Origin of the sequence: Streptomyces niveiscabiei (assembly GCF_001419795.1) — a bacterium.
Classification (GTDB): domain Bacteria; phylum Actinomycetota; class Actinomycetes; order Streptomycetales; family Streptomycetaceae; genus Streptomyces; species Streptomyces niveiscabiei.
This window is the reverse complement of the sequence record NZ_LIRL01000432.1, coordinates 1-15,613: the sequence shown is the minus strand read 5'-3', so window position 1 is coordinate 15,613 and position 15,613 is coordinate 1. Positions and strand designations below refer to the sequence as shown.

13 protein-coding genes are annotated in these 15,613 nt (G+C 70.7%); 10 read left to right on the top strand and 3 right to left on the bottom strand.

All coding sequences use genetic code 11. From position 1 onward, the window contains the following. Positions 1-59: 59 nt before the first annotated feature. Genes AOK24_RS21020 through rhaI form a run of 3 tightly spaced genes read right to left on the bottom strand, consistent with a single transcriptional unit; the run spans position 60 to position 4,765 of the window. On the bottom strand, positions 60-1,448 hold the full coding sequence (locus AOK24_RS21020; protein WP_420876678.1) for a rhamnulokinase: 1,389 nt from the start codon (positions 1,446-1,448) through the stop codon (positions 60-62). Between the two features lie 56 nt (positions 1,449-1,504). Continuing rightward, entirely contained in the window at positions 1,505-3,544 is a 2,040-nt protein-coding gene (locus tag AOK24_RS21015) for a bifunctional rhamnulose-1-phosphate aldolase/short-chain dehydrogenase (protein ID WP_055721606.1), read from the bottom strand. Between the two features lie 60 nt (positions 3,545-3,604). Next, entirely contained in the window at positions 3,605-4,765 is a 1,161-nt protein-coding gene (rhaI, locus tag AOK24_RS21010) for an L-rhamnose isomerase (RefSeq protein WP_055721605.1), read from the bottom strand. A 250-nt stretch (positions 4,766-5,015) separates the two neighbouring features. On the opposite strand from rhaI, the gene AOK24_RS21005 reads away from it, so the two are divergent. The 10 genes from AOK24_RS21005 to AOK24_RS20960 form a co-directional block, all read left to right on the top strand. Beyond that, positions 5,016-6,530, top strand: a complete 1,515-nt coding sequence (locus AOK24_RS21005; RefSeq protein ID WP_055721604.1) for a sugar ABC transporter ATP-binding protein — start codon at positions 5,016-5,018, stop codon at positions 6,528-6,530. Beyond that, entirely contained in the window at positions 6,527-7,612 is a 1,086-nt protein-coding gene (locus AOK24_RS21000; protein ID WP_055721603.1) for an ABC transporter permease, read from the top strand. The genes AOK24_RS21005 and AOK24_RS21000 overlap by 4 nt, the downstream gene beginning before the upstream one ends. Then, positions 7,605-8,594: an ABC transporter permease gene (locus AOK24_RS20995; protein ID WP_055721609.1), complete on the top strand. Its 990-nt coding sequence runs from the start codon at positions 7,605-7,607 to the stop codon at positions 8,592-8,594. The genes AOK24_RS21000 and AOK24_RS20995 overlap by 8 nt, the downstream gene beginning before the upstream one ends. Positions 8,595-8,620: 26 nt before the next feature. After that, on the top strand, positions 8,621-9,703 hold the full coding sequence (gene rhaS / locus AOK24_RS20990) for a rhamnose ABC transporter substrate-binding protein (RefSeq protein ID WP_055721602.1): 1,083 nt from the start codon (positions 8,621-8,623) through the stop codon (positions 9,701-9,703). 53 nt (positions 9,704-9,756) lie between these two features. Next, positions 9,757-10,077 (top strand): L-rhamnose mutarotase, encoded by a 321-nt coding sequence (locus AOK24_RS20985; RefSeq protein ID WP_055721601.1) that lies wholly within the window; start codon positions 9,757-9,759, stop codon positions 10,075-10,077. A 42-nt stretch (positions 10,078-10,119) separates the two neighbouring features. Then, a complete protein-coding gene (locus AOK24_RS20980) occupies positions 10,120-11,541 on the top strand; it encodes a BNR repeat-containing protein (RefSeq protein WP_055721600.1) in 1,422 nt (473 codons plus the stop codon). Between the two features lie 76 nt (positions 11,542-11,617). After that, positions 11,618-12,643 (top strand): LacI family DNA-binding transcriptional regulator, encoded by a 1,026-nt coding sequence (locus tag AOK24_RS20975; RefSeq protein WP_055721599.1) that lies wholly within the window; start codon positions 11,618-11,620, stop codon positions 12,641-12,643. A 40-nt stretch (positions 12,644-12,683) separates the two neighbouring features. Then, positions 12,684-13,970, top strand: a complete 1,287-nt coding sequence (locus tag AOK24_RS20970; protein WP_055721598.1) for an alpha/beta fold hydrolase — start codon at positions 12,684-12,686, stop codon at positions 13,968-13,970. Then, positions 13,967-14,851 (top strand): sigma-70 family RNA polymerase sigma factor, encoded by an 885-nt coding sequence (locus AOK24_RS20965; protein WP_055721597.1) that lies wholly within the window; start codon positions 13,967-13,969, stop codon positions 14,849-14,851. The genes AOK24_RS20970 and AOK24_RS20965 overlap by 4 nt, the downstream gene beginning before the upstream one ends. Positions 14,852-14,892: 41 nt before the next feature. Further along, positions 14,893-15,613 (top strand): pentapeptide repeat-containing protein (locus AOK24_RS20960; RefSeq protein ID WP_055721608.1); only part of this gene is annotated, 721 nt, incomplete at its 3' end.

Sequence of the window (15,613 nt, the reverse complement as noted above, 5' to 3'; positions counted from 1 at the left end):
GAAGGGGTGGGGTGCGGTCCCGGGGATGCGCACCCCACCCGGTCTGCGGGGGCCGCCCCTCACCGCCCCCCGAGCCGCTCCTGTGCCGCCCGCCACCGGTCCGTGCCCCCCTGGGGCTCGTACCGGGTCAGCGGCAGGCTCTGGACCAGCAGGCGCCGCATGTCGGTCCGGTCGCCGACCAGCCCGTGCGCCCGCGCCTGCACCAGCACGTTCCCGAGCGCGGCGGCCTCGGTCGGCCCCGCGACGACCGGCAACCCGCAGGCATCGGCGGTGAGTTGGCACAGCAGCGCGTTGCGCGTCCCGCCGCCGACGATGTGGACGACGTCGACGGGGTGATCGGCGAGCCGCTGGGCGTCCTCGACCGCCCGGCGATGAGCGAGCGCGAGGGAGTCGAGGATGCACCGGGTGATCTCACCCCGGGACTCCGGGACCGGCTGGCCCGACGCCCGGCACGCCTCGGCGATCCGCTCCGGCATCCGTCCCGGCGCGAGGAACGCCGCGTCCCCCGCGTCCACCACCGACCGCAGCGCCGGCGCGGCGGCGGCCTCCCGCAGGAGGAGCCCCAGGTCCGGCTCGCCCCACGCCCGTACGCACTCCTGGAGCAGCCAGAGCCCCATGATGTTGCGCAGGTAGCGGACCGTGCCGTCGATCCCCAGCTCGTTGGTGAAGTTCGCGGCCCGGCTCTCCTCCGTGAGGACCGGCGCGTCCAGTTCGAGACCGGCCAGCGACCAGGTCCCCGTGCTGATGTACGCGAACCGCTCGCTCCCCGCGGGTACGGCGGCCACCGCGGAGGCGGTGTCGTGCGAGGCGACGGCCGTCACCGGGACGGGACCGGTGAGCCCCGTCTCCTCCAGGACGGAGGGCAGCAACTCCCCGGCATGGTCGCCGGGTTGCCGCAGCGGCGCGAACAACTCCAGGCCGATGCCGACGCGTTCGGCGACCTCGGCCGCCCAGTCACGCGTCCGGGGGTCGATCAGCTGGGTCGTCGAGGCGTTGGTGAGCTCGGTGCCCTGCTCGCCGGTCAGCCAGTACGTCAGCAGGTCCGGGATCAGCAACAGGCGTTCAGCTCGGTCGAGTTGAGCGGAACCCTGTGACGCCGCGAGCTGGTACAGGGTGTTGAAGGGCGCGTACTGCAACCCGGTCGCCGCGTACAGCTCGGCCGCCGGGACCGACGCCCACACCTTCTCCGCGACCCCCTCCGTGCGGGAGTCCCGGTAGTGCACGGGGTTGCCGAGCAGCACCCCGTCGGCGTCCAGCAGCCCGTAGTCCACGGCCCAGCTGTCGATGCCGACGGAGTCGACCTGGCCGACCGCGCGCAGCCCGTCCAACACGCCGCCGTACAGGGCGAGTACGTCCCACCGCAGCCCCTCAGGAAGCCGCACCGGCCGGTTGGCGAACCGGTGCACCTCCGTCAGCTCCAGCGAGTCGGGGCTCACGCGGCCGGCCATCACGCGTCCACTGGACGCGCCCAGGTCGACGGCCGCGTAAGCCTTCTGACGCCCGCTCACCGCAGGAACGCGGCGGCCACACCCGCGTCGACCGGCACATGCAGCCCCGTGGTGTGCGTCAACTCCCCGCCCGTCAGCGCGAACACGGCGTTGGCGACGTGCTCGGGCAGCACCTCGCGCTTGAGGATGGTCCGCTGCGCGTAGAACTCGCCGAGCTTCTCCTCCTCGATCCCGTAGGTCGCCGCCCGCTGGGCACCCCAGCCCCCGGCGAAGATCCCGGACCCGCGCACGACCCCGTCCGGGTTGACCCCGTTGACCCGGATGCCGTGCTCGCCCAACTCGGCGGCCAGCAGCCGTACTTGGTGGGCCTGGTCGGCCTTGGTCGCGGAGTACGCGATGTTGTTCGGACCGGCGAAGACGGAGTTCTTCGAGGCGATGTAGACGATGTCCCCGCCGATGCCCTGCGCGGTCATCACCCGCGCCGCCTCCCGCGACACCAGGAACGAGCCGCGCGCCATGATGTCGTGCTGGAGGTCCCAGTCCTTCGCCGACGTCTCCAGCAGCGGCTTGGAGATGGAGATCCCGGCGTTGTTCACGACCAGATCCACACCGCCGAACGCGAGCACGGCCGCCTTGAACGCCTCGGTGATCTGCTCCTCGGACGTCACGTCGACCGTGACCGCGACGGCCTTGTCCGAGCCGCCCAACTCCTCGGCCACAGCAGCCGCGTTCTCGGCGTTGAGGTCCGCGACGACGACACACGCCCCCTCGGCCACCAGCCGCTGCGCGATCGCCTTCCCGATCCCGCTCCCGGCACCCGTCACGAGCGCCACGCGCGTCGCCAGCGCCTTGGGCTTCGGCATCCGCTGGAGCTTGGCCTCCTCCAGCGCCCAGTACTCGATGCGGAACTTCTCCGACTCCTCGATCGGCGCGTACGACGAGACCGCCTCGGCCCCGCGCATCACGTTGATCGCGTTGACGTAGAACTCCCCGGCGACCCGCGCCGTCTGCTTGTCCTTCCCGAAGGAGAACATCCCGACGCCCGGGACCAGCACGATCGCCGGGTCGGCGCCGCGCAGGGCGGGCGAGTCCGCGTCGGCGTGCCGCGCGTAGTAGGCGGCGTACTCCTCGCGGTACGCGGCGTGCAGCTCCTTCAGCCGCGCCACCGCGTCCTCCAGCGGGGCGGCCGGCGGCAGGTCGAGGACGAGCGGACGGACCTTGGTGCGCAGGAAGTGGTCCGGGCAGGACGTGCCCAGCGCGGCCAGCCGGGGGTGCTCGGCACGCGCGAGGAACTCCAGCACCGGCGCCGCGTCGGTGAAGTGCCCGACCTGCGGCTTGTCCTGCGACGCGAGCGCACGGACGTACGGCGCGAGCGCGGCGGCCCGCTCCCGGCGCTCGGCGTCCGGCAGCGCCCCGTACCCCTCGATCACCGCACCGAACGGCTCGGCCTTGCCCTTGTCCGAGAGGAACTTCTCGGCGGTCCGGATGATGTGCAGCGAGTTGCGCTCGCACTCCTCGGCGGTGTCGCCCCATGCGGTGATCCCGTGCCCGCCCAGGATCACGCCGATGGCCTGCGGGTTGGCCTCCTTGATGGCGGCGATGTCCAGGCCGAGCTGGAACCCGGGGCGCCGCCAGGGCACCCACGCGACCGTGTCCCCGAAACACTCGGCGGTCAGCTTCTCCCCGTCGGCCGCGCAGGCGAGCGCGATCCCGGAGTCGGGGTGGAGGTGATCGACGTGCGCGGCGTCGACGAGGCCGTGCATGGCGGTGTCGATCGAGGGCGCGGCGCCGCCCTTGCCGTGCAGGCAGTAGTCGAACGCGGCGACCATCTCGTCCTCGCGCTCGACGCCGGGGTACACGTCGACGAGCGAGCGCAGCCGGTCCAGCCGCAGCACGGCGAGCCCGGCCTCGGTCAGCGTCCCGAGGTCGCCCCCGGACCCCTTGACCCACATCAGCGGCACATCGGTCCCGGTCACAGGATCGACGGCGTCGCCCTTCGCGGACGCATTCCCGCCGGCGTAGTTGGTGTTACGAGGATCGGCACCGAGCCGACGCGACCGAGCGATGAGGGCAGCGGCCTCGGGATGAACGCTCACGGATCTTTCCTTAGCTTTCTGGGGAGAAGGGGACTGTTTCTCTTCTGGGTGCCAGAGGGCTCAGGCTCCCCACCCGGCCTGCTGCCCACCCACACGCTCCGCCACGATCTTCTCGGCCCAGCCGGACCGGGCGTACGCGGCGATGGGATCGCCGTCCAACCCCATCTCCTCGCGCACCTCCCGCAGCAACGGCCGTACATCCGTGTTGAACGCGTCCATCAGCACCGCGTTCGCCGCCAGCACGTCCCCGGCGACCTGAGCCGCGCCCAGCGCCTCCCGGTCGACCAGCAGCGCCTTGGCCGTGGCCTCCTGGACGTTCATCACCGACCGGATGATCGCCGGAATCTTCGCCTCAAGGTTGTGGCACTGGTCCAGCATGAACGCGACGTCCGAGGTGAACCCCCCGCCCCGCGAGACCTCGTACATGATCCGGAACAGCTGGAACGGGTCGGCGGCCCCCACCATCAGGTCGTCGTCCGCGTAGAACCGCGAGTTGAAGTCGAACCCCCCGAGCTTCCCCTCCCGCAGCAGCAGCGCGACGATGAACTCGATGTTGGTCCCCGGCGCGTGATGCCCCGTGTCGACGACGACCTGAGCCTTCGGCCCGAGCTTGAGGCAGTGGGCGTAGGCGGTCCCCCAGTCCGGCACGTCGGTCGTGTAGAACGCCGGCTCGAAGAACTTGTACTCCAGCAGCATCCGCTGATCGTCACCGAGCCGCGCGTACACCTCGGCCAGCGCCTCACCCAGCCGCTCCTGCCGGGCAACGATGTCGTCCTGCCCCGGATAGTTCGTCCCGTCGGCGAACCAGAGCTTCAGGTCCCGCGACCCGGTCGCGTCCATGATGTCGACGCACTCGACGAGATGGGCCACGGCCTTGCGGCGCACGGCGGCGTCCGCGTGGCAGACGCTGCCGAGCTTGAAGTCGTCGTCCTGAAACGTGTTGGAGTTGATGGCGCCCAGCTTCAGGCCCCGCTCCTCGGCATGTTTCGCAAGTGCCGAGTAGTCCTCGACCTTGTCCCACGGAATGTGCAGGGCGACGGTGGGGGCCACGCCGGTGAACGCGTGGACCTGCGCGGCGTCGTCCAGCTTCTCCCAGGGCGTGCGCGGAACCCCCTGCTGGGCGAACACCTTGAAGCGGGTGCCCGAGTTCCCGTACGCCCACGACGGCGTCTCGACGGCCTGGTTCTTCAGTGCGGCCTTCACCGCGGCGAGATCGGTCACTTCGGGCTCCAGAGGCAGGCGTCGGATGAAACGATTCAGAAGGGGAAGCTATGAGCACGCCGGGGGAGTGTCAACCCCTCCGGCCGGGCGGGTTCTCCGTGACCGTCGCGTGACCTTCGGCTATCGAAATTTTTTCGAGACGGACCCATTGACGTGACATGCCCGTGGTGCCTACGGTCCCGGCAATCCAGTTGAAACCTTTCACGACGTCGTGGGGCCTCACCGCCGGCGTCGTCGTCGAGGAGTCCCCATGACCCACCCGTCCGACCCGGGACCCGCCCCGGTGCTGGCGCTCCAGGACGTCGCCAAGTCCTTCGGCGCCGTCCGCGCCCTGCGCGGCGTCTCCCTGGAGCTGTTCCCCGGCGAGGTGCACGCGCTCGCCGGGGAGAACGGCGCGGGCAAGTCGACGCTGATCAAGACGCTCGCCGGGGTGCACAGGCCGGACACCGGCCAGGTGCTGCTGGACGGCGCGCCGGTCGCCTTCCACGGCCCCGGTGACGCCCGCGTCGCCGGTATCGCCGTGATCTACCAGGAGCCCACGCTCTTCCCCGACCTGTCGATCGCCGAGAACATCTTCATGGGCCGTCAGCCGCGCCGCGCCCTCGGCCGCATCGACCACAAGGCCACCCACGAGGCCACCGCCGCCCTGATGACCCGCCTGGGCGTCGCCCTGGACCCCGACCGCCCGGCACGCGGCCTGTCCATCGCCGACCAGCAGATCGTCGAGATCGCCAAGGCGCTCTCCTTCGACGCCCGGGTCCTGATCATGGACGAGCCGACCGCCGCCCTCACCGGCAGCGAGGTCGCCCGCCTCTTCGGCGTCGTCCGCACCCTGCGCGAACAGGGCGCGGCGGTGCTGTTCATCTCGCACCGGCTGGAGGAGATCTTCGAGATCTGCCAGCGGGTGACGACGCTGCGCGACGGCGCCTGGATCGCCAGCGAGCCCATCGACGGCATGACCGAGGACGACCTCGTACGCCGCATGGTCGGCCGCGACCTGGACGAGCTGTACCCGAAGCAGGACGTCACCCCCGGCGCCGTCGCCCTGAGCGTGCGACGCCTGACCCGCGAGGGCGTCTTCACCGACGTCTCCTTCGACGTACGGCGCGGCGAGATCGTCGGCCTCGCCGGGCTCGTCGGCGCCGGCCGCACCGAGGTCGCGCGGGCCGTGTTCGGCATCGACCGCTGGGACGGCGGCGAGGTCGTCGTCGACGGCCGCCCCCTCACCAACGGCGCCCCCTCCGTCGCGATGGCCGCCGGGCTCGCCCTGGTCCCCGAGGACCGCCGCGCCCAGGGCCTCGTGATGGACATGTCCATCGAGCGCAACATCGGCCTCACCGGACTGCGGACGACCGTGAAGGCCGGCCTCATGGACCGGGGCGCCGAGCGCAGCCGCTCCCTCGACTGGGCCGTCAAGCTCCAGGTCAAGTACGCCCGGCTGGCCGACACCGTCAACACTCTTTCGGGTGGAAACCAGCAGAAGGTCGTCCTCGCGAAATGGCTGGCCACCGGCCCGCAGGTGCTGATCGTCGACGAACCCACCCGGGGCATCGACGTCGGTACGAAGGCCGAGGTGCACCGCCTGCTGAGTGAACTCGCCGCCGACGGCGTCGCCGTCCTGATGATCTCCTCCGACCTGCCCGAGATCCTCGGTATGGCCGACCGCGTCCTCGTCATGCACGAGGGCCGGATCACCGCCGAGATCTCCCGTTCCGACGCCACCGAGGAAACCGTGATGGCCGCAGCCACCGGGAGGGCCGCATGAGCGCCCTGCCCGTCGAGGTGCCGAAGTCCTCCGGGACCCGGCTCGTCGACCGTGTCTTCAAGATGCGCGAACTCGCCATCCTGGTCGTCTTCCTGGCGATGATCGCCGTCACCCAGGCCGGCAACAGCGAGTTCCTCTCCGAGCAGGGCATCAAGGACCTGCTGCTGAACGCGACGATCCTGGTCCTGGTCGCCACCGGCCAGTCGCTGGTCGTCATCACGAGGAACGTCGACCTGTCCGTCGGCTCCACCCTCGGCATCAGCGCCTTCGCCGCCGGTACGTACCTGCACGGCGGCGGCAACCCGGTGATCGCGATCGTCCTCGCGGTGCTCCTGGGCATCGGGTTCGGGCTCCTCAACGGGCTGCTCGTCAGCCTCGGCCAGGTCCCCGCGCTCGTCGTCACCCTCGGCACCCTCTACATCATCCGGGGCATCGACTCGATCTGGGTCGGCTCCCGCCAGATCACCGCCGCCGACCTGCCCGGCTCCTTCGTCGACTTCGGCTCCGGCGGCATCTCCGCCGTCCCCTACCTCGCGCTCATCGCGCTGGCCGTGCTCGTCGCGACCGCCTACTACCTCAAGCACTTCGGCAGCGGACGCGAGCTGTACGCGCTCGGCTCCAACCCCGAGGCCGCGCGCCTCGCCGGCATCCCGGTCCGCAAGCGGATCCTCGCCGCGTACACGTTCTGCGGGGCCCTCGCCGGGCTCGCCGGCGCGCTGTACCTGGCCCGGTTCGGGAACGTCGACTCCGGGACCGGCAACGGCTACGAACTCACCGTCGTCAGCGCCGTCGTCGTCGGCGGGGTCGTCTTCACCGGCGGCTCCGGGAGCGTGTACGGCGCGGCCCTCGGCGCGCTGCTGCTGACGTCCGTCAACAGCGTGCTGCCCGCGCTCGGCGTCAGCTCCGTGTGGGTCCTCGCCATCAACGGGGTCCTGCTGCTGCTCGCCATCGCCGTGGACCGGGTCGTCGCGGTGCGGGTCGCCGCCTCGCTGAAGAAGAAGGCGGGGGCCGCGCGGATCGCAGCCAATGGCAACGGCGTACAGAAGACCGCTGTAGAGAAGAAGGGTGATCCCCGTGCCTGAGTCCCTGACCAGGGCCGTCCGTTGGGACACCGTCGTCGGTGGCCTGCTGGTCGTCCTGCTGCTGCTCTCCTTCACCACCGTGGACGGGTTCGGCAACGCGCTCAACCTGTCGTTCCTGCTGGGGAACACGCTGCCGATCGCGCTGATCGCGCTGCCGATGACGATGCTCGTCGTCTCCGGCGAGATCGACCTGTCCGTCGCCTCGACCGCCGGGCTCTCCGGGGCCGTCATGGGGCGGCTGTGGAACGAGGGGATGACGATCGAGACGATCATCCCGATCTGCCTCGTCCTCGGTGTGGTGTGCGGGCTGATCAACGGGCTGCTCGTCACCCGGCTCGGCCTGCCGTCCCTCGCCGTCACCATCGGGACGCTCGCCGCGTATCGCGGTATCGCGCAGATCGTCCTCGGGTCCGACGCGGTCACCGACTTCCCGTCCCAGTACCTCGACTTCGCGGCCGGGCGGGTCGGCGACAGCTTCCTGCCGCAGGCGTTCCTGCCGTTCGTCGTGCTGCTGGCCATCGCCGTCGTCGTCCTGCACGCCACGCCGTTCGGGCGGTCCGTGTTCGCGATCGGGGCCAGTGAGGAGGCCGCGCGGTTCGCCGGTATCCGCGTCAAGCGCAACAAGCTGATCCTGTTCGTCGTCACCGGGCTGATGGCCTCGCTGACCGGGATCTTCTGGGCGCTGCACTACGCCAGCGCCCGCTACGACAACGCCACCGGACTCGAACTCTCCGTCATCGCCGCCGTGCTGCTCGGCGGCATCGACTTCGACGGGGGCAAGGGGACGCTGGGCGGTGCCATCGCCGGGGTGTTCCTGCTCGGCACCGCGCAGAACGTCATGAGCCTCCAGGACGTCTCCGCACAGTCGCAGATCGTCGTCACCGGCGTCCTGCTGGTCATCTCGGTGCTCGGCCCGAGGGTCGCCCGCCAGATCTCCGTCGCGAGGGCGGGCAGACAAGCCGCCTCGACACCGACGTCGTAACTCCGCTCTCGTAAAGGAAACCCGCCATGCGCAAGACCACCCTCCGCCGCACCTGCATCGCCCTCGCCGCCGTCTCCTCCCTCGCCCTCACCGCCACCGCGTGCGGCGGGACCACGAAGGAGGACGTGAAGACCGAGAACAGCGGCGCCGCGAACACCGGTGGCAAGGCCGACCCGAACGCCGCGACGAAGAAGGGGCTGACCGTCGGCTTCCTGCCGAAGCAGGTCAACAACCCGTACTTCACGAGCGCCGACAAGGGCGGCGAGACCGCGCTGAAGGAACTCGGCTCCAGCTACAAGGAGGTCGGCCCGTCCAGCGCCACCGACACCTCCGGCCAGGTGAGTTACGTCAACACGCTCACCCAGCAGCAGGTCGACGCGATCGCCGTCTCCGCGCAGGACCCCGGCGCGCTGTGCCCGGCGCTGAAGACCGCCATGGGCAACGGCATCAAGGTCGTCACCTACGACTCGGACACCAACCCCGAGTGCCGCAACGCGTTCATCTCGCAGGCCAGCGGCGAGGACCTCGGCCGCACCGAGGTGCAGCTCCTCGCCGAACAGATCGGCTACAAGGGCGAGATCGCGATCCTGTCGGCCGCGCAGACCGCGACCAACCAGAACGCGTGGATCGACTTCATGAAGCAGGAGCTGAAGGACCCGAAGTACAAGGACATGAAGCTCGTCAAGATCGCCTACGGCAACGACGACGCGCAGCAGTCCTTCCAGCAGACCCAGGGCCTCCTCCAGGAGTACCCGAACCTGAAGGGGATCATCTCCCCGACGACCGTCGGCATCAAGGCCGCCGCCCAGTACCTCTCCGGCTCCAAGTACAAGGGCAAGGTCAAGCTCACCGGCCTCGGCACCCCCAACGACATGCGCAACTACGTCAAGAACGGCACCGTCGAGGCGTTCGAGCTGTGGGACCCGGCGAAGCTCGGCGACCTCGCGGCGCGTACGGCTGTGGCGCTGTCCTCGGGGCAGATCACCGGCAAGGAGGGCGAGACCTTCAAGGCGGGGGCGACGACGTACACGATAGGCGCGAACGGCGTGATCACGCTGGGCAAGCCGACCGTGTTCGACGCGAAGAACATCGACCAGTTCAACTTCTGATCCCCCCAGAGTTTTTGAGGGTCAGTCAACTGTCGGACAGTCAAGGGGTGTTGATGCAGCGTGTCTGCTTTCTGCTGAAGGTCCGCGCGGACCGGCTCGACGAGTACCGCGAACGCCACGCCGAGGTGTGGCCGGAGATGCTGGAGGCGCTCAGCGCCACCGGCTGGCGCAACTACTCGCTGTTCCTGCGCGAGGACGGCCTCCTGGTGGGCTACCTGGAGACCGACGACTTCGCCGCCGCGCAGGCCGGCATGGAGGCCACCGACGTCAACGCCCGCTGGCAGGCCGAGATGGCGCCGTTCTTCGAATCGCTGGACGGCGCCCGCCCGGACGAGGCCATGAAACCGCTCACCGAGGTCTTCCACCTCGCCTGAACCCCGTTCTCCCCAGGGGACCCCCGCTTTCAGGAGCCGCTCATGAAAAGACGTACCGTCCTCACGACAGCGATACTTGCCGCCGTGAGCACGCCAGGCATAGCAGGAACCGCGCGAGCGGCCGACCCCGGCCCTTCCGTCGCCCTCCGCCAGAACACCCGACTCGACGCCCAGGCCGTCTTCTTCGTCTCCTACGACGGCCTGGTCAACAACAACTCGTTCCAGAAGAACGGCCTGTTGACCTACAAGGGCTACCAGTACGCCGTCTGGTACACGGCCACCCGCAACGCGGTCGTCGCCCGCCGCGCCCTGAACTCCTCGGCCTGGTCCACGGTCACGCTCTCCCACCAGCTCAAGGCGAGCGACTCCCACAACGTCATCTCCATGGGCGTCTCCAAGGTGGACGGCCGCCTCCACCTCAACATGGACTCCCACAGCGACGGCTTCTTCTACGTCAAGTCGGTCGCCGGGCTCATGGACAACCCCGGTACCACCGCGTGGACTTCGGCCGCGTTCGGCGCCGTACAGACCACCCTGGACGGGCTGGCGCTGACGACCCAGTTCACCTACCCCCAGTTCATCGCCACGCCTGAAGGCAGGTTGCAGCTCAGCTACCGGGTCGCGATCTCCGGCAACGGCCGCAACGCCCTTGCCGAGTACGACGGTTCGAGCTGGACGGCGCTCGGGGAGTGGTCGAGCTCGACGGGGACGTACACGAGCGAGCACGGCTCCTCGACGGCCCGCAACATGTACCTGCACGGCATCGACTACGACAAGAACGGCCGCCTGCACTCCTTCTTCACCTGGCGGGAGCAGAACGGCGCGGTCATGTGCTCCTCGGGCGGCATCACCAACCACGACACCGGCTACGTCTACTCCGACGACCGGGGCCGCACCTGGCGCAACAACGCGGGCACCGTCGTCGGCACCACCGGCGGCTCCGACAAGGTCGCCGTCACCGACAGCGGACTCGTGGTCGACGCCCTCAACCCCGACCACTCCCTGATGAACCAGGAGAGCCAGACCACCGACGCGTCCGGCCTGCCACACGCGATCATCTCCTACGTCCCCGGCCGCTTCGGCCAGTGCACGACGAACTACGTCACCGACCGCACCGCCAACGGGCGCGCCTTCCACCTGCGCAAGAACGCTTCCGGCGCCTGGCAGAAGACCGAGATCCCGGTCCCGCTGAACTCCAGCCAGCGCACCAAGCTGCTCCTGGACAAGTACGGCAACGCCTACGCGATCTTCCCCTTCGGCCGGATCGCCGCCGCCTCCAAGTCCTCCGGCTACACCGACTGGACGGTCCTGTACGACGGCTCCGGACTCAACGCCTTCGGCGAGGTCGTCATCGACGAGTCACGGGTCGCCGCCGACAACGTCCTGTCCTTCATGTACCAGGAGAAGTCCAGCGGTACGACGCCGTCGGCGCTGCACGTCGTCGACTTCGCGCTGCCCGCCTGACCCGCCAGGGGTACGGCCGGGACGGTACTGTGAGGTACCGCCCGCCGTACCCCGCTCACCTGGAGGTATCCGTCCGATGGCCCAGTCGGTGGGGATCAAGGACGTGGCCCGCGCCGCCGGAGTCTCCGTCGGCACGGTCTCCAACGTCATCAACCGCCCGGACACGGTCGCGACCGAGACCCGGGCGCGCGTTCTGTCCGCGATCGACCGTCTCGGGTACGTCCGCAGCGAGTCCGCGCGCCAGCTGCGCGCCGGGCGCAGCCGGATCATGGGGCTCCTCGTCCTCGACATGGGCAACCCCTTCTTCGTCGACGTCGCCCGGGGAGCCGAGCGCGCCGCCCGCAACGCCGGGCTCGGCGTCATGGTCTGCAACAGCGCCGAGAGCGTCTCCGAAGAGGCCGACTACCTCTCCCTCTTCGCCGAACAGCGGGTGCGGGGCGTCCTGTTCACGCCCGCCGACGCGACCGGGCGCAACATAGCGTCGTTCCGCCGGCACGGCATCCCCTTCGTCCTCGTCGACCGCGTCTCGGACGGCACGACCGAGTGCTCGGTCTCCGTCGACGACGTCGCCGGCGGCGCCCTCGCCGTACGCCACCTCATCGACGCGGGCCACCGCTCCATCGCGTACGTCAGCGGCCCGCCCGGCTTCAACCAGGTCCGCGACCGCCGTACGGGCGCGCTCCAGGCGCTCGCCGAGGCGGGGCTCGGCCCCGAACGGCTCCGCGAGCTGCCGACCGAGCGCCTCGACGTCGCCGCCGGACGCGACGCGGGCGCCCGGCTCCTCGGCCTCGCGGACCGGCCGACGGCGGTGTTCTGCGCGAACGACCTGCTGGCGCTGGGCGTCCTCCAGGCCATGTACGCGGCCGGTGTGAACGTCCCGGACGACCTCGCGATCGTCGGGTACGACGACATCGAGTTCGCGGCGGCTGCCGCTGTGCCGCTGACGTCCGTCCGCCAACCGGCCGTCACGATGGGGGCGTTGGCGGCGGAACTGCTGCTGGAGGAGACGGACGAGGAGACCCCGAAGCGGGCGCACGAGCACCGCAGGGTGGTCCTCCAGCCGGAGCTGGTGGTGCGGAGGTCGAGTCTGTCGGCGCGGTGAGTGATCATGGGAGCTGTCCGCCTTCACCCCGGGAGCAGCCGTGACCGACCCGCACTACCGCCAGCCCGGCGTCGTCCTCACCGACCACCGCTTCACCGTCCCCCTCGACCATGCCGACCCGCACGGGGAGACGATCTCCCTGTACGCCCGTGAGGTCGTCGCCAGTGAGAAGGCGGGCCAGGACCTGCCGTGGCTGCTGTACCTCCAGGGCGGGCCGGGGTTCGGGGCGGACCGCAGCGTCGGGCGCCCCGGGTGGCTGGCGAGGGCGCTCAGGGAGTACCGGGTGCTGATGCTGGACCAGCGGGGGACCGGGCACTCGACACCGGCGACCCGGCAGACGCTGCCCTTGCGCGGAGGTCCGGCCGAGCAGGCCGCGTACCTCACCCGCTTCCGCGCCGACTCCATCGTCCGGGACTGCGAGCTGATCCGCCGCGAGCTGACCGGCGGCGCCCCCTGGACCGTCCTCGGCCAGAGCTACGGCGGCTTCTGCACGGTCACGTACCTGTCGTTCGCCCCCGAGGGCCTCGCCGCCGCCGTCGTCACCGGCGGCCTGCCGTCCCTCGACGCCCACGCGGACGACGTGTACCGCGCGGCCTACCCGCGCATGGAACGCAAGGTCACCGCGCACTACGCCCGCTACCCGCAGGACGCGGAGCGGGCCCGCCGTATCGCCGAGTACCTGGCGGACAACCCGCTGACCCTGCCGAACGGCGGCCTCCTCACGGTCGACGGCTTCCGCACCCTCGGTATCCTCCTCGGCGGCGGCGAAGGCAGCCACCACCTCCACCACCTCCTGGAACACGCGTTCGTCCCGACGCTCGCGGGCCGCACCCTCTCCGACGAGTTCCGGGAGAACCTCCAGAACCACCTGTCGTACGCGAAGAACCCCCTCTACGCGCTGGTCCACGAGTCGATCTACGGCCAGGACGACCGGCCGACGGCCTGGTCGGCGGACCGGGTACGCGCCGAATTCCCGCAGTTCACCGGCACGGACCCGTTCCTGTTCACGGGCGAGACGATCCACCCGTGGATGTTCGACACCGACCCGGCCCTGCGCCCCCTGAAGGAGACGGCGGACCTCCTGGCGGCCCGCACCGACTGGACCCCGCTGTACGACAAGGCCCGCCTGGCGAGGAACGAGGTCCCGGTGGCGGCGGCGATCTACCACGACGACCTGTACGTCCACACGGCGCACTCCCTGGAAACGGCGGGGGCGATCAAGGGCCTGCGGACGTGGGTGACGGACGAGTTCGAGCACGACGGGATCAGGGCGGGCGGCACGCGGGTACTGGACCGACTGCTCGCGCTGACGCGGGACGAGGCGTGATCGTCCCCCTGGCGACCCGCTTCGAGGAGCAGCGCCCCCACCTCAGGTCGGTCGCCTACCGCATGCTCGGCTCGCTGAGCGAGGCGGAGGACGCCGTCCAGGAGGCCTGGCTGAGGCTGTCCCGCCAGGACCCGGCGGAGATCCGCAGCCTGCCGGCCTGGCTGACGACGGTGACGGGCCGCATCTGCCTGGACCTGCTCAACGCGCGGACGTCCCGCAAGGAGCAGCCGATCGACGAGGCGTCCGTCCCGGACCCGGTGATCACACTGCTGCCGGGCCCCGAGACGGAAGCCGTGCACGCGGACTCGGTCGGCCTGGCGATGCTGATCGTCCTGGACACCCTGGACCCGGCGGAGCGCCTCGCGTTCGTGCTGCACGACATGTTCGCGGTGCCCTTCGACGACATCGCGGAGATCGTGGAACGCACCCCGGCGACGACGCGCCAGCTCGCGAGCCGGGCCCGCCGCAAGGTGCGGGGCGCCACCCCGGCCGCGCCGCCGGACCGGGCCCGGCAACACCGGGTCGTGGAGGCGTTCATGACGGCCGCCCGGGGCGGCGACTTCGACGCCCTGCTCGCCGTCCTGGACCCGGACGTCGTCCTGCGCGCCGACTCCGGCGCCCTGGTGCGCGGCCGGGCCGCCTCGAAGCTGGTCCGGGGCGCCGCGCGGGTCGCCGAACAGGCGCTGCTGTTCCGCGAGTTCGCCCCGTTCGGGCGGTTCGCGCTGGTCGGCGGCGAGGTCGGGATCGTCAACGTGGTGGAGGGCACGGTCCGTTCGGTCATGGGCGTCACGGTCGTGGACGACCGGATCGTGGGCCTGCACATCCTGGCCGACCCTCAGCGCGTCGCCCGGCTCGACGTACCGGAGGACATCGTCCGCTGACCGGTTCGCGGGACAAGTACGCAGGTCAGTAGGGTGGTGGGATGGAAGAGACGAAGCCCGCGCCCACTGACCTGCGCGGCGACTGCGGTAGCTGTTTCGGGCTGTGCTGTGTGGCGCTGCCCTTCGCGCGCTCGGCGGACTTCGCCTTCGACAAGCCCGCCGGCACCCCCTGCCGCAACCTCCTCGCGGACCACACCTGCGGCATCCACGACCAGCTGAGGCAGCGGGGCTTCAACGGCTGCACGGTGTACGACTGCCTCGGCGCCGGCCAGAAGGTCTCCCAGGTCGTCTTCGAGGGCCGCGACGGGGGCCGCCGCATGCACGAAGTCTTCCCGGTCGTACGGCAGTTGCACGAACTCCTGGCCTATCTCACCGAGGCCCTCGCGCTGCCCGCCGCGCGTCCCGCGCACGCCGGGCTCCGCGAGGCGCTGTCCCGTACGGACGCGCTGACCCGGGGGACGCCGGACGAGCTGCTCGCGCTGGACGTCGCCGCTCACCGGCAGTCCGTGGCCCGGCTGCTGGCCGAGGCGAGCGAGTTGGCGCGGGCCGGGGTGCCGGGGAAGAAGAAGCGGCGGCGGGGCGCCGACCTCATGGGGGCCCGGCTGAGGGGCGCCGATCTGCGCGGGGCCGACCTGCGGGGCGCCTATCTGATCGCCGCCGACCTCACCGGCGCGGATCTGCGGGGTGCGGACCTGATCGGCGCGGATCTGCGGGACGCCGACCTCAGCGACGCGGACCTGCGCGGGGCGCTGTTCCTGCTCC